This is a genomic window from Ruegeria sp. H3 (genome assembly GCF_056533095.1).
In genome coordinates this window covers 50755-76207 of record NZ_JBQFOD010000013.1, presented here as the reverse complement: position 1 = coordinate 76207, position 25453 = coordinate 50755, and the positions used below count along the sequence as shown (strand labels likewise).

Sequence of the window (25453 nt, the reverse complement as noted above, 5' to 3'; positions counted from 1 at the left end):
GCAGTGTTTGGCCTGAACCTAGAGGCTTTGTTGTCTAAGCGTCAGTGGATTCTTCCGCCCGTCGTCTGATTTCGTCGAATTTCGCCTTGATCTTGTCGCGGCGGCGTTGCTGATACGTGCGGATCAGCGGCAGGCTGAGGTAGTGGCATATAGCTCCGGCCAAAAGGCCGGGCAGAATGCCCCCAACGAGGTAGGGGTAAAACACCTCGTAATAAAACACGCCAAGCCCGTGCCAGTCCGCGACACGGTCGGTGAATATCGACAGAAAGTTGTTTTTGAGATCGCCCAACGCGCTGGCGAACTTACCCATCAACCCGCGCTCAACACTCTTGTCGAACTCTGTGCCCAGAATGAAATGGCCTGTTTGTAGGCAGATCACACCAATCGGTACATAAGTCAGGGGATTACCAAAGAACGTCCCGCTGAGCGCCGCAAGGATATTGCCGTTGATCAGGCGTGCACAAAGCGCGGCAACAACGAAGTGCATCCCATAAAACGGCGTAAAGGCTGCAAAAACTCCGGCGCCGATGCCACGGGCGATCCGATCAGGGGAATCCGGCAGACGCCGCACCCGATGTTTGACGTAGTGAAAGGCGCGGGTCCATCCACCGCGCGGATAGACGAACTCCGATGCGATCTGGACAGGCGAGCGTCGATCTCGGCGCTTGAAAACCACTCGCGATCACCCCTACTCAGCCAGCTGCCACAACTGGTTTCGCCTGTTCCCTGTGTCGCTCAACGGCGGCGACATCGCTTTCAGCCTCAAGCATCAGCATAAGCGAATGCAACTGTTCCAGGTCACGCAACTCAACATTGATTAGCAACCGGTAGAAATCTGGTTTCCGATCAACAAACTCCAGGTTCGAGATATTGGCCTTTTTCTCACCAATCAATGTGCAAATTCGCCCCAGCACCCCGGCGTCATTGCCGATGGTCAGATCAAGCGTCGCGCCATAGGCGGCAGGGTGAGTGCCGGAATGCCAATGCAGATCGACCCAGCGCTCTGGCTCGCTTTCGAATTCTGATAATCGATTGCAATCGATTGCATGCACCTCAACGCCTTTACCGCGATAGGTGATGCCAACAATGCGCTCACCGGGCAACGGCTGGCAGCAAGGTGCACGGTCGAATTTCTGCCCCGGCTCCAGGCCAATCACCGCGCGGCGCATCGGGATCGCATCGCCTTCATCCTTGGTCAGTTCGGGATAGACGGCCTCGACAACGTCATGGGCGGTCAGTTCCGCACTGCCCAATCGCGCCAGCAGTTCATCACGATCCTTCATGCGCAAATGCTTGGCCGCAGTGTCCAACGCCTTGTCGGTCGCCTTGCGGCCCACATGTTCAAAGCCCGAGCGCGCCAGTTCTTTGCCCAATCGGATAAAGCGCTCGCGGTCCACTTCACGCAGCGCACGTCGGATCGCGGTGCGGGCCTTGCCTGTCACCGCGATCTCAAGCCATGTGACCTGCGGCGTCTGTCCATCTGCGGTGATGATATCCACCGATTGTCCGTTCTTGAGCCGGGTCCATAGCGGCACCCGAATGCCATCCACCTTTGCTCCGACACAGGCGTGGCCAATCCGGGTGTGGATCGCATAGGCGAAATCAATTGGTGTCGCCCCGCGCGGCAGTTTCACCACATCGCCTTTGGGCGTGAAACAGAAGACCTGGTCGGAATACATTTCCAGCTTAACGGCTTCGAGGAAATCTTCGTGGTCTTCTTCGTTGTCGAACTGTTCAGTCAGGTTCGAAATCCATTTGGCCGGGTCTACGGCAAACGGGTTTTCGGTGCGCACACCATCCCGATACGACCAATGCGCTGCGACCCCGGTTTCGGCGACGTCATGCATCTGACGGGTGCGGATCTGCACCTCGACACGCTTACCATCGCGGCCCGACACTGTGGTGTGGATCGAGCGGTATCCGTTCGATTTCGGCTGGCTGATATAATCCTTGAACCGTCCTGGCACCGCGCGCCAACGCTGATGTATGGCTCCAAGCGTGCGATAGCAATCCTCCTCGGTCATGGTGATGATGCGGAACCCATAGATGTCAGACAGTCGAGAGAAACCCTGGTCTTTCTCCTGCATCTTGCGCCAGATTGAATAGGGTTTCTTGGCGCGGCCAAAGACCTCGGCCTCAATCTCTGCCTTTTCCAATTCATGCCGCATATCACCGGTGATCCGGTGGATCACATCGCCGGTTTCGCGTTGCAGCGTGATGAAACGGCGAATGATCGACTGGCGGCCTTCGGGGTTGAGAACGCGGAAGGCGAGGTCTTCCAGTTCCTCACGCATCCATTGCATCCCCATCCGGCCTGCAAGTGGCGCATAGATATCCATCGTCTCGCGCGCCTTGATCACCTGCTTTTCGGGGCGCATCGCCTTGATCGTGCGCATGTTGTGCAGACGGTCAGCCAGCTTGACCAGAATGACCCGCAGGTCCTTGGACATGGCCATGAACAGCTTGCGGAAATTCTCAGCCTGTTTGGTTTCGCGGCTAGAAAGCTGCAGGTTGGTCAGCTTGGTGACGCCATCCACCAGCTTGGCGACCTCATCCCCGAACAGCTCGGCCACTTTGCCGTAGCTGGCTTTGGTGTCTTCAATCGTGTCGTGCAAAAGCGCCGTGATGATCGTCGCATCATCCAGACGCTGTTCGGTCAAAATGGCGGCAACGGCAACGGGATGGGTAAAATAGGGCTCGCCAGAATGGCGGAACTGCCCCTCATGCATCTGATGGCCAAACTCATAGGCCCGCTCGATGCGCTCGGCATTTGTCTTGGGATTGTAATTGCGGACCAGCGCAATCAGGTCTTCTGCTGAAATCATCCGGTCCGCACCTTTATCGCTGGGGTTAACCCTGGCCTTGCGCCTCCATCAGAGCACGCAGGAGCTTTTCTTCGGACATGTCGTCATCGGCGGGCTTGTCCGTTTCTGCACCCATCAGCAATGCCATCTGATCTTCTTCGGGCTCATCAACCTCGATCTGGGTCTGGTTGGCTTCGATCAGACGCTCGCGCAATTCATCCGCGCTCTGGGTTTCGTCGGCGATCTCGCGCAGCGACACGACAGGGTTCTTGTCGTTGTCACGGTCAACGGTGATCGGACCGCCGGCAGAAATCTCGCGCGCCCGGTGGGCGGCAAGCATCACCAGTTCGAACCGGTTCGGAACCTTGTCTACGCAGTCTTCAACCGTCACGCGGGCCATTGGGCGCTCTCCGTTACTGAGTCCATGTCAGGAAGAGGTTTATCTAAGGCCGATTGTACGCCTTGACAAGCAAGAAATGCTGCCCCTGCACCAATCACAGTGGCGTGACCTCAGCCACGTCTGCAGCGGGTAAGGCAGCCATCATCTGCATCACAGTCTTGTTCAGCACCGGATGCCGCCAGTCCGGCGCAATGTCGGCCATAGGAATCAGCACAAACGCCCTGTCCTGAAGACGCGGATGCGGTAGGATCAGCTCGTCCGGGGCCGCCCGCGCCTGCAGATCCGGATCAAGATCACACCAAAGATCGAAAGTGGCGCGATCTGGCAATACCTGATCCGCGTAGCAGATCAGATCCAGATCAAGGGTCCGCATGCCCCATCGCTGCGCGCGTTCTCGACCGAACTCATGTTCCACGGCATGCAAATCCTGCAACAACTCCACCGGAGCCTTGGCCGTTTCAATCGACGCAGCCGCATTCACATAATCAGGCCCCGCACCTGCGGGAAAACACGGTGTGGAAAAAAACCGGCTGACGTCGCGAATCACCAGGCCCTTCTCCGAAAGAGCCGAAAGTGCCTGCCGTAACGTCAAGTGCGGCTCAGTTCGTCCCAAACTGAGATTTGCCCCCAAGGCAACGATGGTTTTTGGCACAGAATCACTCATATGAGGCCGTATATTCGGTCAACTGCATACTTGCGATGCCCAACAAAAGCCCTAATTATAGGGGCACCAAAGCGCGACATTTTTACACCCACTCACACATCACTCACCGCGCTGTATTATACCGGAAGGGACTATTTATGTTTTATAAAGACGAACGGCTAGCGCTGTTCATCGACGGCTCCAATCTTTATGCGGCCGCCAAAGCGCTTGGATTTGATATCGACTACAAGCTGCTGCGACAGGAATTCATGCGCAGAGGTAAACTGCTTCGGGCTTTCTATTACACAGCGCTTCTGGAAAATGATGAGTATTCTCCGATCCGTCCGCTTGTAGACTGGCTGCATTATAACGGCTTCACCATGGTGACCAAGCCGGCCAAGGAATACACCGACAGCATGGGGCGTCGGAAGGTCAAGGGAAACATGGATATCGAGCTTACCGTCGATGCGATGGAACTGGCACCGCGGGTTGATCATATCGTGCTGTTCTCGGGCGATGGGGATTTCCGCCCACTGATTGCCAGCCTGCAACGACAGGGCGTGCGCGTTTCGGTGGTCTCAACCATCCGCAGCCAACCGCCGATGATCTCGGACGAGCTCCGCCGCCAGGCCGACAACTTTATCGAACTGGAAGACCTACGCGATGTAATCGGGCGGCCCCCGCGCGAAATGCCGGCTGAACCCCGCAGCGTCGCAGTCGGAACCTGATCGAAGCTTAGCCCCAAAAGGCTAGGAAGGTCGCGCGGCCAAGGCTCACTGATCTGGCCGCGCTTCATTAACTATAGCTTGGTGCTCAAACACCGGCTGGCTAACACCGATTCATGTCAGATGGATGACAGATCTGGCGGCTGGACCAATGCCGGGAAAAGACTTACCTGTGCCGTAAGGAGACACCGACATGACCAAGCCACCACTGACATTGTATCTGGCCGCCCCTCGCGGATTTTGTGCAGGCGTAGACCGGGCCATCAAGATCGTTGAAATGGCGCTGGAGAAGTGGGGCGCGCCTGTCTACGTCCGTCACGAAATCGTTCACAACAAGTTTGTCGTAGACGGCCTGCGCGACAAAGGTGCTGTCTTCGTGGCCGAGTTGGACGAATGCCCGGATGATCGGCCTGTGATCTTCTCGGCTCATGGCGTTCCAAAATCTGTCCCGGCTGAGGCATCCAGGCGCGAGATGCTGTTTGTAGATGCGACCTGCCCGCTGGTGTCAAAGGTGCATATCGAGGCGCAACGCCATTTCGATGCCGGTCTGCAGATGGTGATGATCGGCCATAAAGGACACCCGGAAACGATTGGCACCATGGGGCAATTGCCCGAAGGCGAAGTGCTGTTGGTCGAAACGGTCGAAGATGTCGCTGATATCGAGGTACGAGACTCGGACAAGCTGGCGTTCGTGACCCAGACCACCCTGTCGATTGACGACACGAAAGACGTGATCGCAGCCTTGCAGGACCGCTTTCCAGCCATCGTAGGGCCGCATAAGGAAGACATCTGCTACGCCACCACAAACCGGCAAGAAGCTGTCAAAGCCGTCGCCCCAAAGTCAGACGCCCTATTGGTGGTCGGCGCGCCGAACTCGTCAAACTCGAAACGTCTGGTCGAGGTCGCCTCGCGCGCCGGATGCAGCTATGCGCAACTGGTTCAACGCGCACCCGATATCGACTGGCGCGCCCTTGAGGGCATTGCCAGCGTGGCCATCACAGCCGGTGCCTCGGCCCCCGAGCAACTGGTGAACGAGGTCGTCGACGCTTTCCGTGAACGCTATGACGTTACAGTTGAGTTGGCTGAAAACGCCGTGGAAAACGTGGAATTCAAAGTGCCCCGTGTGCTTAGGCAGCCGGCATGAATGGTGTGCCCAGGGCCGCACTGTACTTAGGTCTGGCGGGGTTGATCCCGTTTATCTGGGGTGCTTTGACTTATCTAAACAGTGATCTGAACGCGTGGGGTTCACGGCAGTTTGGCGCGCGTTTCGTAGGGCCATATATCCAGCTGTTTTACGGCTCGGTCATTCTGAGTTTCATGTCTGGGGTGCTTTGGGGTTTTGCAACCAAAGCATCAGGTAGCCGAGCAACAGTGGGGTATACCCTTTCGGTTCTGCCTGCGCTCTGGGCCTTTTTTATGACAGGTGGCGGGCCGGTGAATGCAGGCAACAACCTGATTGCTGGCTTTGCGGGACTTTTGGTCTTGGACGCCATCTTTTGGTACTGGGGTTTGGCACCCAACTGGTGGATGCGACTTCGCATTCTGCTGACCGTGGCTGTACTGCTTTGCTTGGCAGTTGGAGTTTATCTGTGAGCGACAGCAACACCATATCCGTCTATGACGCTCAGGCGACGCGCTACGCCGAGCTGACGAATGAAGACAACACGGGCGATCCTCAATTAGGTCGGTTCATCCAAGCAGTGCCCGCCGGTGGCAAAGTGCTGGATTTCGGGTGTGGACCGGGCGCATCCTCTGCAATCATGGCCAAGGCCGGATTACAAGTCGACGCAATGGATGCATCGGAAGAAATGGTGAAACTGGCCTCGGAACACCCCGGTGTATCGGCCAGACAAGCCACGTTTTCCGACCTTACAGTCGTGGGCATCTATGATGGCATCTGGGCCAATTTTAGCCTGCTGCATGCCACGCGGGCAGAATTTCCCAAACACCTGAGCGCTATTCACCGCGCACTGAAACCCGGTGGTGCGTTCTTTATCGCCATGAAACTGGGCGAAGGTGACGGGCCTGACCGTTTGGGTCGATATTACAGTTACTACTCCGAGGACGAATTGAAGACTTATCTGGAAGATGCCGGCTTCACCATCACGAACCGAAGACGAGGCAGCGGTACTGGACTTGACGGCTCGGTCTCGGAATACATCGCACTGGCCGCCCATGCCTGAACTGTTCGCCTACACGGACGGAGCCTGCTCTGGCAATCCCGGCCCCGGTGGTTGGGGCGTGCTGCTGCGCGCGATCGAGGGTGAGAAGGTCCTGAAAGAGCGCGAGTTAAACGGTGGCGAGGCCGAGACAACGAATAACCGCATGGAATTGCTGGCCGCAATCAGCGCCTTGGAAACGCTAGAACGCGCATCCCGTATCACCATCGTGACCGACAGCGCCTATGTCAAAAACGGCGTCACCGGCTGGATTTTCGGGTGGAAGCGGAACGGTTGGAAAACGTCGAACAAAAAACCCGTCAAGAATGTCGACCTGTGGCAACGTCTGGATACCGCGCAAGAACGCCATGATGTGACCTGGGAATGGGTCAAAGGCCATGCGGGTCATCCCGAAAATGAAAAAGCCGATGAACTGGCCCGCGCCGGCATGGCCCCTTTCAAACCCAAAAAGGCGCAGGCGTGAACGGGCTTGCACTGCTCGACTATGCCTCGGTCCTGATCTTTGCATTGACCGGCGCGCTGGTTGCAAGCCGTGCGCAGCTTGACCTTGTGGGGTTTGCATTTATGGCCTGCCTGACGGCAGTGGGAGGTGGCACCGTTCGGGACCTTCTGCTGGATCGACATCCTGTCTTTTGGGTTGGTCAGCCGGATTACATCCTGATCGCAGTCAGCGCCGCCGTTCTGGTGTTTTTCACCGCTCATCTGGTTGAAAGCAGATATAGCTGGCTGGTCTGGCTGGACAGTTTCGCCCTATCCATCGCCGTTGCTGCCGGAACAGGTGCCGCGCTTTCATTGGGCCAATCCGGGATCATCGTGGTGTTGATGGGAGTTACAACCGGATGTCTAGGCGGCCTGATGCGCGATGTGGTTTGCAATGAGGTGCCTCTGGTGCTGAAACAGGGTGAACTCTATGTCTCCTGCGCCTTAGCAGGCGCATTGAGCGCGGTTTTGGCCACCAAATTCGGGCTAGAGGGCCTGCTGGCTCTTGGGTTATGTGCTCTTGTTTGCTGGGTTCTCAGAGCTGGCTCTTTGCTGTTTGGCTGGCAACTACCGGTTTACAAGGCCCGTCCACCGCGACAATAAGCTCGATACCTACGCACCATCTTTGGGCTGTTTGCAGTCTGCTAGACTTTGGAGGTCAAAGACTGATGAAAGCATATGCGATTTTGACGAGCCTGACCGTCCTGACCGCCTGCGCCGAGCAATACACGCCTGTCAGCTTTGTCTCCCAAGGGGATCAGATCATTGCCGCAGGTACCATTGATCACACCACGCTGGATGCGTTTGAAGAGGTGATTGCGCAGAATCCTCAAGCCAAAACGCTGGTGTTGCAGCAAATCGAAGGATCGGTCGATGACGATGCGAATGTCATCTTCAGCCGCGTTGTTCATGAGAGCGGGATGACTACGGTTGTGCCCTCTGATGGGCTGGTCGCATCGGGCGGGACCGATCTTTTTCTGGCCGGGAACTCCCGTGTTCTGCAACCTGGCGCGTGCGTCGGTGTCCACAGCTGGAGCGGTGGGGGATTGGTTGCGACAGAGTTGCCAGAGGATGACGCCGAACATGACCGCTATCTCGACTACTTCGAAGATATCGGCGTGGACGAAGACTTCTACTGGTTCACGCTCGAAGCTGCCCCGGCTGAAGACATGCACTGGATGACCGCGGCCGAAGCGAACCGGTTCGATATGACCAGTCTCACCGCAACTCGTCTGAGCTCAGCAACAGTTTGCGACGAACGCTAAGACGCACATTGCATTTGCTCGGACAGCATAGGGCCAACGAAGCTTGCTATCGACGACGAATTGCCTGCCAAATCCAGATCACCAGCAACGCCCCGAGTACAGCCCCCACAAATCCAGACAACCAGCCCATCATCGTCGCCAGGGCTCGCAGAAGGAAACCGCCAACCAGCGCTCCCACAATGCCAATCAACATCGTTGTCGGTATATCGGATTCGATCCGCATCAGACGGGTCGCCAGAAAACCCGCAGCGGCACCGATGATGATCAGGGCGATAACGGGCATGTCACTTCCTCCAATGGGTCGGCACGATGATCAGCGCCCCGATGGAGGACAAAACTGCATCCAGCCCCGGAGGACCAAAGCTGATGCCGAACATGATGCGCACGAAATAGAACAGAAATGCCCCGCCCACGCAGATGATGATAGATTGCAAATAGCCATTATGGGTAAAGCCGGTTCTCTCCGACAGGTATCCAACAATCCCGGCGATCACGACAGTACCCATCAAGACCATGAACATGAATGCGCTACTCCGATGCCAATCGCGTGCCCGGCGGGATCGGCCAGCCCCGCAGGAAGGTTTCCCGATCCTGCGCACCTTTGCCTGCCCTTTGCAAGCGCAGCAGCTCGACCGCGCATTGGCCGCAGGCCACGTGCAGATCATCGTTCAGAACCTCACCGGGCGCGCCCTGCCCCTCTGCCAAACGTGAGGCCAGCAACTTGATCCGCTCTCCATCGATCTCGGTCCATGCACCGGGAAATGGAGAAAGGCCGCGTATCTGGCGATCAACCTCGGCAGCGCTGCGTGACCAGTCGATCCGAGCCTCGGCCTTGTCGATCTTCGAGGCATAGGTGACGCCTTCATCGGGTTGCGGCTCGGGCGTCAGATTAGACAGGCGGTTCAGCGCCTGAACGATCAGCGCCGCACCCATGACTGACAGGCGGTCGTGCAACTGGGCCGTTGTCTCTTCGGTCTGGATCGGTGTTGCTTGCCGCAACAGGACGGGGCCTGTATCCAGCCCAGCCTCCATCTGCATGATACAGACGCCGGTTTCTGCATCCCCCGACATGATCGCACGATGTATCGGGGCCGCCCCGCGCCAGCGCGGCAATAGGCTGGCATGGATGTTCAAACAGCCCTGCGCAGGCGCATCCAGAATGGCTTGTGGCAGGATTAGCCCATAAGCGACCACAACCGCCACATCTGCATTCAGTGCCGCAAAAGCGGACTGTTCTTCGGCTGATTTCAGAGACACCGGATGACGTACCACCAGGCCCAGCGCCTCGGCGCGTGCATGAACTGGCGTCGGGCGATCTTTCTTGCCGCGGCCCGCCGGACGTGGCGGCTGGCAATAAACGGCGGCAATCTCATGTCCGGCCTCAACCAGCGCATCCAGAACCGGGACCGAGAAATCGGGCGTACCCATGAAAACGACGCGCATCGTTACCCCTGTTTCCTGGCTTTGCGCAGAAGCATGTCGCGTTTGACCTTGCTAAGCCGGTCGAAATACATCTTGCCGTTCAGATGATCGATTTGGTGCTGCACGCTGGTGGCTTCGATCCCCACGAAATCGCGGCGGTCGATCATCCCGTTTTCATTCAGGAACTTGACCGTTACAGCACGCGGGCGTTTCACCTTGGCCGACACACCTGGCAGGTTGGGACTGGCCTCATCATGCTCACGCATCTCGATTGAACTATGCAGGATTTCCGGGTTCGCCAAACGCACCGCCCGGCCCCGCTCGGTCGAGCCATCCACCACGGCCAACCGCAGCATCACACCGATTTGGGTTGCGGCAAGGCCAACGCCTGGCATCGCCTCCATCGTGTCGATCATGTCGTCCCAGATGGCGCGTATGTCATCTGTGATCTCGGCAACGTCTTCGGCCTTGGTGCGCAGGCGCTTGTCGGGCCAGGGCAGGCAAGTCCGAACGCTCATGCCCGCGCCTTTTCACGCTTCAGCTTCTGCATCTTGCGCGTGATCATCTGCCGTTTCAGTGGCTTCAGGTAGTCGATGAACAGCTTGCCATCCAGATGATCAATCTCATGCTGCACGCAAGTCGCCCAAAGCCCATCGAAGGTTTCTTGCTGCGGGTTGCCGTTCTGATCCATCCAGGCGACGTCCACAACCTTGGGGCGCGTCACCTCGGCATATTGTTCGGGGATCGACAGGCAGCCCTCTTCATAGACATTGGTCTCATCGGAGGAGGCAATGACCTCGGGGTTAAACATGATCAACGGACGTGGGGCCTCGCCCTCTTCCTTGACACAGTCCAATACTATCAGCCGATCCAACACACCAATCTGCGGCGCGGCCAGACCAACACCGGGCGCGTCATACATCGTCTCCAGCATATCATCAGCCAGCTTGCGCAAATCGTCTGTCAGGTCAGCCACCGGTGCGCAGACCTTTTTCAGACGTGGATCGGGATGGATCAAAATAGTGCGTTTCATGGGGCTGATTTAGGACATCGCGCCCGCCGCCGCAACGCCCCCCTTGCACGTGCTGCAATTCCGGATAGCTTGCAGAGCGATCATACAGGAGACACCCATGAGCTTTGACGACCTCATCAACCGCCACGGCACCCATTGCGCCAAATGGGACATGATGGAGCCGGTCTACGGCGTGCCAGCCGATGACGGCCTGGCGATGTGGGTCGCCGATACTGATTTCCGCGCACCGCCACCCGTGTTGAGTAAGATGCGCGAGTTGCTGGACCATGGCGTTTTTGGCTACGTAAACCTCGATCAACCCTATAAGGACGCCATCCGCTGGTGGATGCGCACCCGTCACGACTGGGCGGTCGAAGCGGATGCTATCTTTACAACCACGGGTCTGGTCAACGGGGTTGGCATGTGCCTGGACACCTTTACCAACCCGGGTGACGGGATCGTGTTGTTCACCCCGGTCTATCACGCCTTTGCCAAAGTCATCCGGAATGCCGGGCGCGAAGTTGTTGAATGCGAGATGTGCAATACCAACGGTCGGTATGAGATGGATTTCGACGCCTATGACGAACAGATGACCGGAAACGAGAAGATGGTCATCCTGTGCTCGCCGCATAATCCCGGCGGTCGGGTCTGGAGTCAGGACGAGCTGCAAGCCGTTGCCGATTTCGCCAAGCGTCATGACCTGCTGATCCTGTCGGATGAGATACACCACGATCTGGTTTTTCCGGGTCACACTCATATCCCGATGCAAAACGCCGCCCCTGAGATTACCGACCGCTTGCTGATGCTGACTGCGCCATCAAAGACGTTCAACATCGCAGGGCTGCACACCGGTCAAGTGATCATCCCCGACCCTGAATTGCGCGGCAAATTCGCCAAACGTATGGCTGCCTTGTCGCTCGCACCCAACTCGGTCGGCCAGTTTGCTACGGCAGCCGCGTATTCGGCGGAGGGTGCCGCATGGGTGGATGATCAGGTCGCGTATATCGACGCGAACCGCCAGGTATTCGATACCGCCATTGCCAACGTCCCTGGCCTCAGGTCGATGCCGCTCGAAGCAACATACCTTGCCTGGGTCGATTTCTCGGGAACCGGGATGGAGCGTGCCGAATTCACCAACCGTGTCGAACAGACCGCCAAAATCGCGGTCAACCACGGCACAACATTTGGCAAAGGCGGCGAAAACTTCCTGCGCTTCAATCTGGGAACCCAGCGCGCGCGGGTTGAGGACGCCTGTGCGCGGCTGAAAGAGGCCTTCTCGGATTTGCAATAAGCGATCTGCTTTTGCGTAGAAAACACAAAGCCGGGCGTACTTCCTTACGGAGCACCCGGCTTCGATCTAGCCTTAAGGCCCTAGTCCTCGTGCCCCAACAACGCGATTGGTGCGTCCGGTGCGCGGTAGAAATCCAGCGGTGCCTTATCATGCGCCGCTGTGCTGCGCTTGAACTCGTATCGCATCTCGCCGCCTTCATCCTCATCCGCGATGATCAGGCATTGGTACAAATGGTTCGCCCCGTCATAGATATCGACCAACCCACGCAGGCGTGGCGTTGTCGCGGCCTCGACCGTAAAACCGTCTTTCCACAATTTCAGAATTTTGTAGGTATTGTCGCCCATCTCAACCCGCAAACGGCTGGATTTTTTAAGGGCGGCGATTCGTGCGGCGTCTAATTCGGCGCGAATCTCCTTGGAAACATAAGTACTCATCAAACTATTCCCCCTATTGTATCTATTATTGTGGGCATGCGAGCGTAAAAATCCAGTGAACTTCGTCACATACACCTGACCGGGTGGCAAAATATTGCGCAGCCATCGCAAGCATGACTGTGCAAAGGCGCAGGCCAGATGCGCATAGGCTGATGTGGCGTGGCTATCCCTGCCCTCCTATCTTTGCTGCAGACTCAAAATGCGGAGGATGACCAATGGGTTTGCTGGTCGATGGGACATGGCACGATACTTGGTACGATACTAAGTCCACCGGCGGGGCGTTCAAACGCAGCGCCGCGCAATTTCGCAACTGGCTAACGGCTGATGGCAGCGCTGGACCATCGGGTAGGGCCGGCTTCAAGGCGGAACCGGATCGCTATCACCTCTATGTCTCGCACGCCTGCCCTTGGGCACATCGCACATTGATCTTCCGCGAACTCAAAGGGCTGCGTGATCTGATCCCCGTCTCAGTCGTGCATCCGGACATGCTGGACAAAGGTTGGACGTTCGAAACAGACAATCACGGCGCAACGGGTGATGACCTCTATGGCCTCGATTTCGCCCATCAGATCTATAGCAAGGCCGATCCCGCCTATTCCGGTCGCGTTACCGTGCCGATCCTTTGGGACAAACAACAAGAGACAATCGTGTCGAACGAAAGCTCGGAAATCATCCGCATGTTCAACACGGCTTTCGACGGGATCACCGGCAACACAGATGATTATTGGCCCGAAGAGATGCGCGCTCAGATCGAAGAGGTCAACGCTCGCATCTATTCTGACGTCAACAATGGCGTCTACAAATCTGGCTTTGCCACCTCGCAAGAGGCTTACGATGCCGCCGTAGGTCCGTTGTTCGACACACTGGATTGGCTCGAAGACCGCCTAAGCCGAAGTCGCTATTTGATGGGGGATCGCGTGACCGAGGCGGACTGGCGCTTATTCACAACCCTGATCCGGTTCGATCCGGTCTATCACTTGCATTTCAAGTGCAACAGGCGCCGGCTGGTCGACTACCCGAACCTTTGGGCCTATACCCGCGAGCTATATCAATGGCCCGGAGTCGCTCAGACGGTAAACATGAACCACATCGTGCGGCACTATCATTATAGCCATGACAGCATCAATCCGCACCGGATCATCCCGGTGAACCCGGTGCTGGACTACATGGAACCGCATGGCCGCGATCAGCGACCCGCTGCGTAGTGTTCAACCATCGCCGCCAGATCCTCTGGCGGCGTGCCACTTTGCACATAGGCACAGGCATTGGGGCTATGGGCAAAGATCGACCCGTCCGAGAAGAACGTTGTGTTGGTAACAAAGATCACCCGCGCCTCGGGGCGACGATAGCTGGCAAAGTCAGCCACAGCCAAGGCACTGCCGCTTTCCAGCACCAGATCCAGCACGATAATGTCAAACGCAGTGCTATAGAGCGCGAGGATCGCAGCCTCTTGCCCCGTGACCAGTTCAACATCTGCACCTTGTCTCTCAAGATGTCTTTTCCAGACCCGACCAAGGTCGGGGTTACTCTCAACAATCAGAACTTTCATTTGCAACAACCTCGGCACTTGGTATGGTGAGTGGTGCCGACCCCCGTGGTCTGTGATCCCGTTATTTCCTTAACAAAGTGTTAACGACGCCAGCGACACGCGCTGATCACGCGGATTTGCTTGTCAAAACGGCAAAAATCCGCTTGAAGCAAGGCGAATTCGGCGTTTGAGGCTTGAGGCGCGATGACTGAAAACATGTTGAATCCGCGCGCCGAACGCGACCATGGCGGCGGGCTGGATCAGGCGATCAAGCACTATGGCGGCACTCGAAGCGATTGGATAGACCTGTCGACCGGTATCAACCCGCACCCCTATGACCTGCCAGCCTTCCAACCCGAAGATTGGGCCCAATTGCCCGATCATGGCGCTTTTGAACGGCTCTGTGAGGCAGCACGGGGTTTTTGGAATGTGCCCGAAACTGCACATATACTGCCTGCCCCCGGCGCATCCGCTGTGATTGCACGCCTACCCGCGCTTGCGCCCGTTGGGCGGGTGCAAATCACGACGCCTACCTATAACGAACATGCTGCTGCCTTTGCCGTGCAAGGCTGGCAAGTTCAGGAATACGGGTCGGCCGATGCGCGCGTTCTGGTGCACCCGAACAACCCAGACGGACGCCTCTGGCGTGAAGAGGATGCCAATGCGCCCTTGACCGTGATTGATGAAAGCTTCTGCGACGTGAGCCCAGAGGCGTCTCTGATCCAGTTATCCGCCCGCCCAGGTGTCGTTGTACTAAAGAGTTTCGGCAAGTTCTGGGGCCTGGCTGGGCTGCGGTTGGGCTTTGCGATTGGTCAGCCTGGCATGATCTCTCGGCTGAACGACCTGACCGGTCCTTGGGCGGTATCCGGACCAGCGTTGCGAACGGGAACCGCCGCTTTGCAAGACAGGAACTGGGCCGAAGAGACGCGCGCGAAACTGGCAACCAACGCCGATCGTCTGGACACTTTGCTACTGGACAGCGGCGCGCAGCTGGTCGGCGGCACCACGCTGTTTCGTCTTTACAAGGTCGACAACGCACGAGGTTGGCGGGACCGTCTGGCCAGCGCACACATCTGGAGCCGCATCTTCCCCTATTCCGACACCTATCTGCGCCTTGGACTGCCCCCATCAGACGGGTGGAGCCGGCTGGAAAACGCGTTATGAGCACGGCCTTTGTGCTGGCTTGCGCCATGCTGCTGGACGCGGCACTGGGCGAACCCGATTGGCTCTGGTCCCGCGTGCGTCACCCTGCGGTGATCATGGGGAAAGCGGTTGGCACGCTTGATAAGACCCTGAACCAAGAGCCATATCAACGCTTGAAGGGCGTAGGTGCTTTGATCCTACTGATCGGCCTAGCTGGCCTGTTGGGCTGGGCGCTGGCCTTACTTGGCCCGGTTGCCGAAGGAGTCATCTGCGCCATCCTTCTGGCCCAGAACTCACTTGTTTCGCATGTGCGAGCCGTAGGTAACGGGCTTCAACAGTCAGTGGAGGCAGGTCGAGCCAAGGTCGCCATGATCGTATCCCGCGACACGACGGATATGACCGAGGCTCAAATCGCCCGCTCGGCCATCGAAAGCGCGGCAGAAAACCTGAGTGACGGGGTCATCGCCCCTGCCTTCTGGTTCCTGATTGGCGGCTTGCCTGGGCTGTTGATCTACAAAATCGTCAACACCGCCGACAGCATGATCGGCTACCGCACGGAAAAGCACCACGCATTCGGATGGGCCTCGGCCCGGTTCGACGATCTGCTGAACCTGATCCCGGCACGGCTGACCTGTCTGATGATCATCGCTCTGTCGGGCCAATGGTCCCGCTGGTCCGAGATCATCGCAGATGCGCGCCGCCATATCTCGCCCAATGCGGGATGGCCTGAGGCTGCAATGGCGCGGGCCCTGAACATCGCATTGGCTGGGCCGCGCAGCTATGATGGACAGCTCCGCGATCTGGCCTGGGTAAACGGAAACGCCAAGCGTGAGATCGGAGCTGAGGAGATTTTCCGCGCATGTACCATCTTGTGGCGGGTCTGGGGGCTTGCACTCGGCCTTCTGTCAGTGTGGGTTGGGATCACGTTTATTTTCTGAAGGACATCCGATGCGTTTGTTGCCCTCTCTGTTCGCCGCCGCCCTGTTTGCAGCACCTGCCTTTGCCCAATGCGGTGGCGGTTTCAACCAATTCGTAAACGGGCTGAAATCCGAAGCCGCGCAAAAGGGCTTTGATCAGGCCACGGTGAATGCCTTCTTTCAAGGCGTCCAACAGGACCCAGCGGTGCTACGCGCTGACCGGGCTCAGGGGGTGTTTCAGAAACCTTTCATCGATTTCTCACGCCGCCTGATTTCGCAAAACCGGATCGACCGGGGGCAATCCATGTCGCGCAAGTATGACGCGGTGTTTGACCAGATCGAGCGTGAATACGGCGTTTCACGGGGCGTTTTGCTGGCCTTCTGGGCGTTCGAAACCGACTACGGCGCGGTTCAGGGTGATTTCAACACCCGCAACGCGCTGGTCACCCTGGCCCATGATTGTCGTCGCCCCGATTTGTTCCGACCACAGGTTTTTGCGGCCATCGAGCTGTTCAGCCAAGGCAATTTCGACCCGAACCGCACCACCGGGGCCTGGGCCGGTGAAATCGGCATGGTGCAAATGCTGCCGCAAGACATTCTGGACAATGGCGTCGACGGCGATGGCGATGGCAAGGTTTCCCTAAAAACATCGGCCCCCGATGCGTTGGTGTCCGGTGGCAAGATGCTGTCACATCTGGGCTGGCAACCGGGCCAGCCCTGGCTGCAAGAGGTGATAGTGCCTGCCCAGATGGATTGGTCTTTGTCTGGCCCTGGCAAATCACGTTCAATCGCGGATTGGCAGGCAATGGGCGTTCAGGCGCGCAGCGGGTCTCTGGCCAGCCTGCCCGCATCGCTGATCCTGCCACAGGGGCACAAAGGCCCTGCCTTCCTCGCCTATCCGAATTTCGACGTCTACTTCGAGTGGAATCAGAGCTTTGTCTATGTGCTGACCGCCGCCTATTTCGGCACCCGACTTGAAGGCGGTCAAATCTATGACGCAGGCAACCCTCCTGCGGGATTATCGGGCGCGCAGATGAAACAGCTGCAAACCAAATTGCAGGCCAAAGGCTATGACGTTGGCAAGATCGACGGCATTCTGGGCGCGGGTACGCGCGCCGCGGTACAGGCTGAACAAAAGCGGTTGGGGCTACCTGCGGATGCGTGGCCAACCGCGGACCTACTGAACCGGCTGTAACAGGGTATCCTTAGGCAACCTCGACCTGATCTAAGGCCTCGAACGGCCTGAACGAGTGTGCCCTGATCAAGGACCCCTCGGTTTCAATCGCCGTATTGGGTTGGATTTCGATCCAACCCTCATTGTTTCCATCCAGCGGCTCGGATGAGATGATGATGCCGTCCGTGCAGGTTCGGTAGTGCAGACTGGGCGCGTAGTTGTCTGACGCATAGCGCGCTGCGTATACGCGTTCGCCATCTGACCAGCATGCCGCGAACCTCATATACGGCAATACTCTTTGCTGACTGGATACCTGTTCCACCCGCGCAACGGCGCGTGCCATTGCACCAATCGGATCCGTTTCCAGCCCTTCACCATGCGCGATCAAGAAAATGGCTTCGCTTTCTGTGGCCCCAAACCGATGCCCGTATAGATGCGCCGGAATCATCGCATCCAGTTCCTGCCGTATCAGATCATGCCCGCCCGCCTGACCATTATGCATAAAGCTCCAGCGATCGACACCAAAAGGGTGGCAGTTGTTCCGGGACGTGGCTGTGCCAGTAGAGGCGCGTACATGGGCCAGAAAAAGCCGTGACTGTGTGTGATGTGCCAGCTGTTTCAGGTTGGCGTCCGACCAGGCCGGGTGCGTGTCTTTGTAAAAACAAGGCACTTTTCGGCCTGAATACCAAGCAAGGCCAAACCCATCCGCATTGATCGGTGTCTTTCCGATCAGGGCATTGCGGCTTTGGATGACAAGAGATTGCTCTTGCTCCAGCACCAGTTCATCAAGATATCGCTGCTTGCCGACCCAAGCCAAAACCCGACACATCTGATCACTTTCTTCACCATTCGAGTTGAGGGAAGACTATCAAAGCAGTACGCAGATTCTTTTCGGTTTTGCCTTACGAATTTCCTCTTCTTTCGATCAAATGATCTTCCAAGAAGACAAAAGCGGGTCAATTAATTCGGTCGCACCGGATATCGATCGCCTTTTTGATCAATCAGGATCAATCGCTCGCCATTGCGCACATACAGATCACACCGGTCAAACCCATTGCGGTAGGCGATGCAGACACTGCCATCTTCAGCGATGGAGTATGTCCCAAAGGCCGCGTCTCCGCTGGAGTAGGTGTAGGAGTAAGCGCCGCCTGCCGAAAATCTGGCCTGACCGTCATCATAAAATGTCAGCGTTTGGCCTGCCAAAGCATCCAATTCGTCGGAAGACAGCGGGACGTCACCGGTTTTTGTGGGCCAATCGGCGGCAAGGACCGGACTGGCGGCAATGAGGGCGGGGATCAGAATGCGTTTCATAAGGCAAAGTTAGCGCGATAATCCCGACATGATCGTAACGATCCGGTGAGGGATCAGGCGACCATCTGCTCGGCCTTCTTCAGATCGACCGAGACCAACTGGCTGACGCCTTGTTCCTGCATGGTCACACCAAACAACCGGTCCATCCGCGCCATGGTCACTGCGTGGTGGGTGATGATCAGGAATCGCGTGTCGGTCTGGCGGCACATCTCGTCCAGCAGATCGCAGAACCGGGTGACGTTGGCATCATCCAACGGCGCGTCGACCTCATCGAGCACGCAGATCGGCGCAGGGTTGGCCAGGAAGACGCCAAAGATCAGCGCGGTCGCGGTCAGCGTCTGCTCGCCACCCGACAGCAGGCTGAGGGTCGAGAGTTTCTTGCCCGGTGGCTGGCACATGATCTCAAGGCCTGCATCCAGCGGATCGTCGCTTTCGACCATAACCAGATTGGCCTCACCGCCGCCAAACAGATGCTTGAACAGCATTGCGAAGTTCGAGTTCACCTGTTCGAACGCAGTCAACAGACGCTCACGCCCTTCACGGTTCAGGCTGGCGATGCCGCTGCGCAGGGCCTTGATCGCCTCTTCCAAATCAGACTTTTCGGTGTTGAGCGTGTCGAATTCTTCCTGAACCTCATTGCTGTCCTCTTCGGCCCGCAGGTTCACCGCGCCCATCGCATCGCGCTGGCGCTTGTGGCGGTTAACCTCTGCCTCCAGCGCATCGGCGGCAGGCATCTGATCAGGGTTCACATCCAGCTGGTTCAACAACTGGTTCGGCGTCAACTGCTGATCTTCGGCGATCCGCTCTGCCGCCGCGACGACGCTTTCCTTGGCCGCGTCACAGCGCGCTTCAGCAGCCGCACGGATTTCACGCGCTTCCGAGGCCAGACGCTCCGCCTCACGCTCGGCCATCACAACCTCGCGCTGCTGGGTCTCGGCTGCGGCCAGCTTGTCGGCGGCTCCAGCCCGGCGGGCCTCGGCGGTTTCGATCAGTGTGTTCAGTTCGGCACGTGCCTCGGCGATTTCACTCGGCGCAGCGGTGGCCTTGGTCAGTTCTTCCTCGGAACTTTCCTTGCGCTCAGCCAGTTCGGAAATGCGTTTCTCAGCGGTTTCCAGACGATGCCGCCAACCGCTGAGATCCTTGGTGACTTCCTGCGAGCGCCGGGTCCGGGCATCGCCTTCCCGGCGAAGTTCGTCATGGGACGAACGGTGGGTCAGCATGGTGATCCGCGCCGCCTCGACAGTCTGTTTAATGTCTTCAACCTGCGCGCGGGCGCTGTCGAGGTCGCCCAACCCGGTCAAAGCACCTTCGGCCTCGCGCAATTGGGCACGAGCGGCCATGGCATCCTCTTTATGACGATCCACAGCCAGTGTCAGGGTTTCCAGCTTGCCTTGCGCGAGATTGCGATCCGCCTCTGCCCGGCTTAGCTGTCGGGCGGTTTCGGCCATACGCTGATCGGCTGCCCGGCGCGCCTCTCGCGCGCGACGGTCGGCTTCGGTCACTTCTGCCAATTGTTTTGACAGGGCCTCATGTGCCGCGCGCGCGCCATCAGCTTGTGCTTCGATCCACGCTAGCTCCTGCTTAAGCGCTTCCAGCTTGTTCAGCTGTTCCAACCGCAAGGCCGCCGCGCTTGGGGCATCCTCAGCCCAGGCCCGGAACCCGTCCCAACGCCACAAATCACCCGACCGAGAAACCAACCGCTGGCCCGGTTTCAACTGGGTCTGCAAACGCGCGCCCTGATCTGCATCCACCAGCCCGATCTGAGCGATCCGTCGGCTCAACCGATCCGGGCCGTTGATATGCAAGGCCAAAGGTACGGCCCCTTCGGGCAAAGGTTGGTCGCTGTCATAGCCCGCCATCGGAACCCAGCCGGATGGCCCGTCGCCTTCGACCAGCGGCGCGCGCAAATCGTCGGCCAGTGCAGCGCCCAAAGCCTTCTCATAACCCGGTGCCACCCGAAGCATGTCCAACACTTGACCACCCTCAGCGGTATCGCGTTCGACCAGCTTGGCCAGCGCCATGGTTTCAGCGCGGATTGCACCCAACTCGCCTTCGGCCTCGGACCGTTGCGCCCGCGCTTCGGCCTCACGCGCCTGCGTTTCCGAGCGCTTCTCATCCGCTGCCGTCAACGCCTGTTCGGCCGCATCCGCTGCCACACGGGCCTCTTCCTCACCGACCTGCGCCGTCGCAAACGCTTCACTAGCACGGGTCAGGGCCTGTTTGGCATCGTCCACTGCGGCGCGGGCTTTGTCCTCTTCACCCTCCGAACGAGCCAAGGTTTTCCGGCTGTCCTCGACCAGACGCTGCGCCGATTGGTGACGGGCCACCAGCCGGGCCATATCTTCTGTTTCCTGCGACAAGTGATCTTCGCGCTGTTGCAAAACGGTGGCAGCTTCGCGGGCAATCTCAGCAGCTTGAGACACTTTGTCATCGTAACCTTCGGCGGCTTTGGCAAGCTCGCGAGCCTCCCATTCCAGCCGCTCGATCATCTCGCCCGCGTCACGATTCAGGCCGGATTCGCGTTCGATATCGTTGCCCAGCTGCTTAATCCGGTTAGTCAGTGTCTCAATCGTCTGACGCGCGCGCGTTTCCTGATCGGACAATTGATCGCGCTGAACCTGCTGGCGTTGCAGTACCGCAGCCGCGATAGCCTCTTCTTCGCGCAGGGGCGGCAGCGTATCTTCGATCTGGGCCCGCTTGACCCCGGCTTCACGGGCGGCGGCTTCGGCGCGTGAGGCTTCGTTGATCCGCTCGCGTAGCTTCTCTTCTGCCTGCTGACGGGCCATGTCAGCCTCTTTCCAACGGCGATACAGCAGCATGCCTTCGGCCTGACGCAGCAACTCTCCGATTTCACGGTAGCGTGCTGCCTGCCGAGCTTGACGCGCCAGCTGCGCCAGTTGGCCGCCCAACTGTTCCAATACGTCATCGACGCGGGTCAGGTTGGCCTCGGTGCCTTTCAGCTTCAGCTCGGCCTCGTGACGCCGTTGATAGAGGCCCGAGATCCCGGCGGCCTCTTCCAGAATACGACGGCGCGCCCGAGGTTTCGCGTTAATCAGCTCGGCAATGCGGTTCTGCCCCACCAGCGCAGGCGAATGCGCACCGGTCGAGGCATCCGCAAACAGCATCTGCACATCGCGCGCGCGTACATCTTTCCCATTGGTCTTGTAGGCGCTACCCACATCGCGGGTGATGCGGCGCACAATCTCAAGCTGATCGCTTTCATTAAATCCCGACGGCGCAAGGCGTTCTGAATTGTCCATAGTCAGGACAACCTCGGCAAAATTGCGCGCAGGCCGGGTAGCCGCCCCGGCAAAGATCACATCTTCCATCGCGCCGCCGCGCATGGATTTGGGACGGTTTTCGCCCATTACCCAACGCAAAGCTTCGAGAAGATTGGATTTGCCGCAACCATTCGGACCCACGACCCCTGTTAACCCGTCCGCGATGATAAGATCGGTCGGGTCAACGAAGCTTTTGAAGCCGGTCAGTTTGAGTTTGCTAAAGCGCAATGGCTGCTCTTTGAATGATTCCTATGGATAAGAAGTCTGCGCAACGGATCACAGAGGTGTCAACGTGAATGCGCAGGATATGGCATATTGCGCCGACTTATCCACAATATCTTGCCGAAATACGAAGTGAAACCCGTGTTTCAATACGGCGTGCACTCGAACACTTCGTAAGCATAGCCACTGGATGCGCCGTAATTTACGCATTCGTAATTGGGGCGTGAGATTGCAGTCAGCAGCAAACGTTCCCCGGCTTTGCGATCACAGCCCAGCACTCCAACCGTGACAGCAGCGTCGCCCAGCACATCCAAAATAGGACAACCGGACACCTGCGCCATGGCAAGCGCCGCCCGATCGCGAATTGGCCCCAACCGAGGCGCGTATTGAGCATTGACGCGGACCGCCTCGGCCAGTTCCCCGCGCACACGCACATCGAATACGCTGCCATTGACTGATATACGCGTCGCAGGCAGATCGCGGAAATGTGGCGTGCCAGCCGAACAGGCCGCCAGCAGCAAAGGGGCAAGGTGCCGGATCATGCCCGTAGGATTGCAGAGTATTGGTTAACAGAACCTTTCCGAACTCACGTGCGCAACACGACACCCAAGCGGCGAATACCCTCACGGATCGTGTCTTCGTTGGAATTCGAAAAACTCAGCCGGATCGTATTGGCACCGCTTCCGTCAGGGAAAAAGGCCCTTCCGGGAACAAAAGCGACCTTCTCCGTCTCCAAAGCTCTCTCTAACAAGATGGCGCCATCGATATCTGACGGCAAAGTCAGCCAAACGAACATACCACCTTCGGGCCGGGTCCACTGAACGCCATCTGGCATATGCTGTTCCAGCGCCGCCAACATCGCGTCGCGACGCGCCTGATAGGCCGCACGGACCTTGGGGATATGCGTGTCGAAACAGGTCTCAGCCACATAATGAACTGCCATCTGGTTGATGGTTGCCGAGTGCAGATCGGCAGCTTGTTTCAACAGCACCATCTGAGAAATGATCGGTTTGGCCGCGACGACCCAACCCATACGCAGCCCCGGTGATAGTGTTTTTGAGAAACTGCCGCAGTAAATCGTACGACACGCTTCGATCTTTCCTTTGCGCTCAAACTCCAGCGCCAGAATCGATGGTATGGCCTCTCCGTCATAGCGCAACGCTTGATAGGCCCCGTCCTCGGTGATCGCACAATCAAGCTCCTCTGCCTGATCAAGCAACGCCTCGCGACCGCGCAGATCAACGGTTTCCCCCGTCGGGTTTGAAAAGTCGGGCGACAGATACGCGAACTTCACGGCCCCATCGCCGGCAGCATCCCGGTATTCCGCCACACCGCGATTGCCATGAGGGTCAAGCCGGTCAAAACGTGGTTCATAGGCGTCAAAGGCGTTGATCGCTCCCAGATAGGTCGGCCAGCCAACCAACGCCGTATCACCCGGAGACAGGAACAGCTTGCCAAGGTAATCCAACGCTTGCTGCGAACCAGAGGTGATCAGAATGTTGTCAACATCACACTCCACACCGATCCCGCGCATATGATCCGCCAGCCATTCACGCAACGGGGCATACCCTTCGCTGACCGAATATTGCAGCGCCTGCGCCTGCTTCTCAGGCCCGAGTGCGTTCTGGAACGCCTCTGCAAATGCGTCCGCCGGAAACAGGTCCGGATCGGGAATGCCCCCCGCAAAAGAAATAATGCCCGGTTGGCCCAGCAGCTTCAGCAACTCACGGATTTCGGATGCCTTCATCCTTGATGTGCGGGTGGCGTATAGCTGATCCATCTATCTGGGCCTCCTCTGCCCCAGCGCGCAGATTAGGCACTTCACCCTCTAAGTCAATAATACTGACCTATTGTTTCAAGCACCGTGATCGGCTTGAACGCCGCAGTCAATCGTGGTCAATTGACTTGACCAATTTTGGAACGTCTATGCCATTTCAAAAAGTTCAGACCGAAAAACTGTCTCTGGCCGTCGTTCGCCAGATCGAGTTGCTGATCCTGCGCGGCATCCTGCGCCCGGGTGAGCGCCTGCCGTCCGAGCGCGAGCTGGCCGAGCGAATGGGCGTTTCACGCCCTTCATTAAGGGACGCCATTTCCGACTTGCAGGAACAGGGGTTACTGACACCCAAAGCCGGATCAGGGATCTATGTGGCCGAAGTGCTGGGGTCGGCATTTTCACCGGCCTTGATCCGTCTGTTCAGCAGCCATGATGAGGCTGTGTTCGACTACTTGTCCTTTCGACGTGACATGGAGGGTTTGGCTGCGGAACGTGCTGCGCGCTTGGGATCCGACAGTGATCTGAAAGTGGTTCAGACCATATTCGACCGGATGCAATCTGCCCATGATCGCAATGCACCCGAGGACGAGGCACAACTGGATGCCGAATTTCACATGGCGATCATCGAGGCCAGCCACAACGTGGTTATGTTGCATATGATGCGGTCGATGTATGATCTGCTGCGCCAGGGCGTATTCTACAATCGCCAGATGATGTTCCAGCAACGCGCCACTCGCGATGCATTGCTGGATCAGCACAGGGCGATCAATGCAGCCCTTCAAAGCCGTGACCCGGATGCAGCGCGTGTTGCGGTCGAACTGCATCTGGATTTTGTCGAACGTTGCATGCAGGATCAGCAGAAGGCCCTGCGTAACGAAGAGGTCGCCCAGCAGAGGTTGAAGCACGAGACTGGCGAGGCTTGATGTTCATCGGGCACCTGCCGGGGGCTTATCTGATCTTCCGGGCTACTGCGCCAAACCTTGGCAAACTTGCCCTTACAGCCACGATGATCGGGGCCGTCGCGCCCGATATCGACATGCTTTGGTTCTATCTTGTCGATGATCGCGGGCATCATCACCATTCCTACCTGACCCACCGCCCGATCATCTGGGCAGGCTTTCTATTTGCCGGGTTGGCACTGCGCCTGTGGGCCGTCAAGGCGGGCACCTTTCTGACCTTCTTTGGTGCAGGCGGGTTGGTGCATATGATGCTGGATACGATCACCGGGGCCGTTGCCTGGCTTTGGCCCTTTTCAGACGCCACCTACCCGCTGGTCGTGGTGCAGGCGACCCATTCGCACTGGATTTTGTCGTTCCTCAACCACTGGACGTTCAAAGTCGAGATCGCAATCACACTGCTTGCTCTGATGGTCTGGTTTGTCACTTGGCGCAGATCAAAACAAGCGCGCTGATAAGAAGAAAAAACCCGAAGGCCTGAGGCCCTCGGG

30 protein-coding genes are annotated in these 25453 nt (G+C 57.9%); 14 read left to right on the top strand and 16 right to left on the bottom strand.

What is annotated here, in order from left to right:
* Positions 1-34 precede the first annotated feature (34 nt).
* The 4 genes from ACR0JE_RS15500 to folK form a co-directional block, all read right to left on the bottom strand.
* Positions 35-676, bottom strand: a complete 642-nt coding sequence (locus ACR0JE_RS15500; protein ID WP_480864801.1) for a DUF2062 domain-containing protein — start codon at positions 674-676, stop codon at positions 35-37.
* A gap of 16 nt (positions 677-692) precedes the next feature.
* Entirely contained in the window at positions 693-2825 is a 2133-nt protein-coding gene (locus tag ACR0JE_RS15495) for a RelA/SpoT family protein (protein WP_480864800.1), read from the bottom strand.
* A 25-nt stretch (positions 2826-2850) separates the two neighbouring features.
* Positions 2851-3204, bottom strand: coding sequence for a DNA-directed RNA polymerase subunit omega (gene rpoZ / locus ACR0JE_RS15490; protein ID WP_142639234.1), 354 nt, complete (start codon positions 3202-3204; stop codon positions 2851-2853).
* A gap of 94 nt (positions 3205-3298) precedes the next feature.
* Positions 3299-3868, bottom strand: coding sequence for a 2-amino-4-hydroxy-6-hydroxymethyldihydropteridine diphosphokinase (gene folK / locus ACR0JE_RS15485; protein ID WP_480544990.1), 570 nt, complete (start codon positions 3866-3868; stop codon positions 3299-3301).
* Positions 3869-4005: 137 nt separating this feature from the next.
* Between folK and ACR0JE_RS15480 the strand changes: the two genes are divergently transcribed.
* The 7 genes from ACR0JE_RS15480 to ACR0JE_RS15450 all read left to right on the top strand — a co-directional run bounded on the left by ACR0JE_RS15480 (position 4006) and on the right by ACR0JE_RS15450 (position 8497).
* The gene (locus ACR0JE_RS15480; protein ID WP_480864799.1) at positions 4006-4575 is read left to right on the top strand and encodes a LabA-like NYN domain-containing protein; all 570 of its coding nucleotides are present in this window, start codon (positions 4006-4008) and stop codon (positions 4573-4575) included.
* 190 nt (positions 4576-4765) lie between these two features.
* A complete protein-coding gene (gene ispH, locus ACR0JE_RS15475; protein ID WP_480864798.1) occupies positions 4766-5716 on the top strand; it encodes a 4-hydroxy-3-methylbut-2-enyl diphosphate reductase in 951 nt (316 codons plus the stop codon).
* Entirely contained in the window at positions 5713-6165 is a 453-nt protein-coding gene (locus tag ACR0JE_RS15470; RefSeq protein ID WP_480864797.1) for a DUF3429 domain-containing protein, read from the top strand. The genes ispH and ACR0JE_RS15470 overlap by 4 nt, the downstream gene beginning before the upstream one ends.
* Entirely contained in the window at positions 6162-6755 is a 594-nt protein-coding gene (locus tag ACR0JE_RS15465; RefSeq protein WP_480864796.1) for a class I SAM-dependent DNA methyltransferase, read from the top strand. The genes ACR0JE_RS15470 and ACR0JE_RS15465 overlap by 4 nt, the downstream gene beginning before the upstream one ends.
* On the top strand, positions 6748-7215 hold the full coding sequence (gene rnhA, locus ACR0JE_RS15460) for a ribonuclease HI (RefSeq protein ID WP_480544985.1): 468 nt from the start codon (positions 6748-6750) through the stop codon (positions 7213-7215). The genes ACR0JE_RS15465 and rnhA overlap by 8 nt, the downstream gene beginning before the upstream one ends.
* Positions 7212-7835: a trimeric intracellular cation channel family protein gene (locus tag ACR0JE_RS15455; RefSeq protein ID WP_480826563.1), complete on the top strand. Its 624-nt coding sequence runs from the start codon at positions 7212-7214 to the stop codon at positions 7833-7835. The genes rnhA and ACR0JE_RS15455 overlap by 4 nt, the downstream gene beginning before the upstream one ends.
* A gap of 65 nt (positions 7836-7900) precedes the next feature.
* Positions 7901-8497 (top strand): COG3904 family protein, encoded by a 597-nt coding sequence (locus ACR0JE_RS15450; protein WP_480826562.1) that lies wholly within the window; start codon positions 7901-7903, stop codon positions 8495-8497.
* Positions 8498-8543: 46 nt separating this feature from the next.
* Here ACR0JE_RS15450 and ACR0JE_RS15445 read toward each other — a convergent pair whose 3' ends face one another.
* Genes ACR0JE_RS15445 through def (ACR0JE_RS15425) form a run of 5 tightly spaced genes read right to left on the bottom strand, consistent with a single transcriptional unit; the run spans position 8544 to position 10952 of the window.
* Positions 8544-8780 carry a GlsB/YeaQ/YmgE family stress response membrane protein gene (locus tag ACR0JE_RS15445; RefSeq protein ID WP_170531376.1) on the bottom strand — a complete coding sequence of 79 codons (237 nt, stop codon included), beginning with the start codon at positions 8778-8780 and terminating at the stop codon, positions 8544-8546.
* 1 nt (position 8781) lies between these two features.
* Positions 8782-9018 (bottom strand): hypothetical protein, encoded by a 237-nt coding sequence (locus ACR0JE_RS15440; protein WP_480864795.1) that lies wholly within the window; start codon positions 9016-9018, stop codon positions 8782-8784.
* A 7-nt stretch (positions 9019-9025) separates the two neighbouring features.
* Positions 9026-9940 carry a methionyl-tRNA formyltransferase gene (gene fmt / locus ACR0JE_RS15435; RefSeq protein WP_480549977.1) on the bottom strand — a complete coding sequence of 305 codons (915 nt, stop codon included), beginning with the start codon at positions 9938-9940 and terminating at the stop codon, positions 9026-9028.
* Positions 9941-9942: 2 nt separating this feature from the next.
* A complete protein-coding gene (def, locus tag ACR0JE_RS15430; RefSeq protein ID WP_480549978.1) occupies positions 9943-10437 on the bottom strand; it encodes a peptide deformylase in 495 nt (164 codons plus the stop codon).
* A complete protein-coding gene (gene def, locus ACR0JE_RS15425; RefSeq protein ID WP_480549979.1) occupies positions 10434-10952 on the bottom strand; it encodes a peptide deformylase in 519 nt (172 codons plus the stop codon). The genes def (ACR0JE_RS15430) and def (ACR0JE_RS15425) overlap by 4 nt, the downstream gene beginning before the upstream one ends.
* 97 nt (positions 10953-11049) lie before the next feature.
* Here def (ACR0JE_RS15425) and ACR0JE_RS15420 point away from each other — a divergent pair, with 97 nt between their 5' ends.
* Positions 11050-12222: a MalY/PatB family protein gene (locus tag ACR0JE_RS15420; RefSeq protein WP_480864794.1), complete on the top strand. Its 1173-nt coding sequence runs from the start codon at positions 11050-11052 to the stop codon at positions 12220-12222.
* Positions 12223-12302: 80 nt separating this feature from the next.
* Here the strand turns inward: ACR0JE_RS15420 and ACR0JE_RS15415 are convergent, their stop codons facing one another.
* The gene (locus ACR0JE_RS15415; protein ID WP_170531387.1) at positions 12303-12656 is read right to left on the bottom strand and encodes a hypothetical protein; all 354 of its coding nucleotides are present in this window, start codon (positions 12654-12656) and stop codon (positions 12303-12305) included.
* Between the two features lie 215 nt (positions 12657-12871).
* Between ACR0JE_RS15415 and ACR0JE_RS15410 the strand changes: the two genes are divergently transcribed.
* On the top strand, positions 12872-13861 hold the full coding sequence (locus ACR0JE_RS15410) for a glutathione S-transferase family protein (protein WP_480864793.1): 990 nt from the start codon (positions 12872-12874) through the stop codon (positions 13859-13861).
* On the opposite strand, the gene ACR0JE_RS15405 is transcribed toward ACR0JE_RS15410, so the two are convergent.
* Positions 13843-14205 (bottom strand): response regulator, encoded by a 363-nt coding sequence (locus ACR0JE_RS15405; protein ID WP_170531391.1) that lies wholly within the window; start codon positions 14203-14205, stop codon positions 13843-13845. The two genes, ACR0JE_RS15410 and ACR0JE_RS15405, sit on opposite strands and share 19 nt — an antisense overlap.
* Positions 14206-14388: 183 nt before the next feature.
* On the opposite strand from ACR0JE_RS15405, the gene cobD reads away from it, so the two are divergent.
* Genes cobD through ACR0JE_RS15390 form a run of 3 tightly spaced genes read left to right on the top strand, consistent with a single transcriptional unit; the run spans position 14389 to position 17439 of the window.
* On the top strand, positions 14389-15348 hold the full coding sequence (gene cobD / locus ACR0JE_RS15400) for a threonine-phosphate decarboxylase CobD (protein ID WP_480864792.1): 960 nt from the start codon (positions 14389-14391) through the stop codon (positions 15346-15348).
* Complete coding sequence (gene cbiB, locus ACR0JE_RS15395; RefSeq protein WP_480864791.1) at positions 15345-16265, top strand: adenosylcobinamide-phosphate synthase CbiB; 921 nt, start codon at positions 15345-15347, stop codon at positions 16263-16265. Before cobD ends, cbiB begins: the two co-directional genes overlap by 4 nt.
* A 10-nt stretch (positions 16266-16275) precedes the next feature.
* Positions 16276-17439, top strand: a complete 1164-nt coding sequence (locus ACR0JE_RS15390; protein WP_480864790.1) for a lytic murein transglycosylase — start codon at positions 16276-16278, stop codon at positions 17437-17439.
* 10 nt (positions 17440-17449) lie between these two features.
* Here the strand turns inward: ACR0JE_RS15390 and ACR0JE_RS15385 are convergent, their stop codons facing one another.
* The 5 genes from ACR0JE_RS15385 to ACR0JE_RS15365 form a co-directional block, all read right to left on the bottom strand.
* Positions 17450-18247 carry a class II glutamine amidotransferase gene (locus ACR0JE_RS15385; RefSeq protein ID WP_480864789.1) on the bottom strand — a complete coding sequence of 266 codons (798 nt, stop codon included), beginning with the start codon at positions 18245-18247 and terminating at the stop codon, positions 17450-17452.
* 131 nt (positions 18248-18378) lie between these two features.
* Positions 18379-18729 carry a hypothetical protein gene (locus ACR0JE_RS15380; RefSeq protein WP_480864788.1) on the bottom strand — a complete coding sequence of 117 codons (351 nt, stop codon included), beginning with the start codon at positions 18727-18729 and terminating at the stop codon, positions 18379-18381.
* 53 nt (positions 18730-18782) lie between these two features.
* A complete protein-coding gene (locus ACR0JE_RS15375; protein ID WP_480864787.1) occupies positions 18783-22238 on the bottom strand; it encodes a chromosome segregation SMC family protein in 3456 nt (1151 codons plus the stop codon).
* A 140-nt stretch (positions 22239-22378) separates the two neighbouring features.
* Positions 22379-22774, bottom strand: a complete 396-nt coding sequence (locus tag ACR0JE_RS15370) for a hypothetical protein (protein WP_480864786.1) — start codon at positions 22772-22774, stop codon at positions 22379-22381.
* A gap of 44 nt (positions 22775-22818) precedes the next feature.
* Entirely contained in the window at positions 22819-24012 is a 1194-nt protein-coding gene (locus ACR0JE_RS15365) for an aminotransferase-like domain-containing protein (RefSeq protein WP_480864785.1), read from the bottom strand.
* A 146-nt stretch (positions 24013-24158) separates the two neighbouring features.
* On the opposite strand from ACR0JE_RS15365, the gene ACR0JE_RS15360 reads away from it, so the two are divergent.
* Together ACR0JE_RS15360 and ACR0JE_RS15355 are read left to right on the top strand one after the other, a co-directional pair.
* Positions 24159-24929: a FadR/GntR family transcriptional regulator gene (locus ACR0JE_RS15360; protein WP_480864784.1), complete on the top strand. Its 771-nt coding sequence runs from the start codon at positions 24159-24161 to the stop codon at positions 24927-24929.
* Positions 24929-25417 carry a metal-dependent hydrolase gene (locus ACR0JE_RS15355; RefSeq protein WP_480549999.1) on the top strand — a complete coding sequence of 163 codons (489 nt, stop codon included), beginning with the start codon at positions 24929-24931 and terminating at the stop codon, positions 25415-25417. Before ACR0JE_RS15360 ends, ACR0JE_RS15355 begins: the two co-directional genes overlap by 1 nt.
* Positions 25418-25453 lie beyond the last annotated feature (36 nt).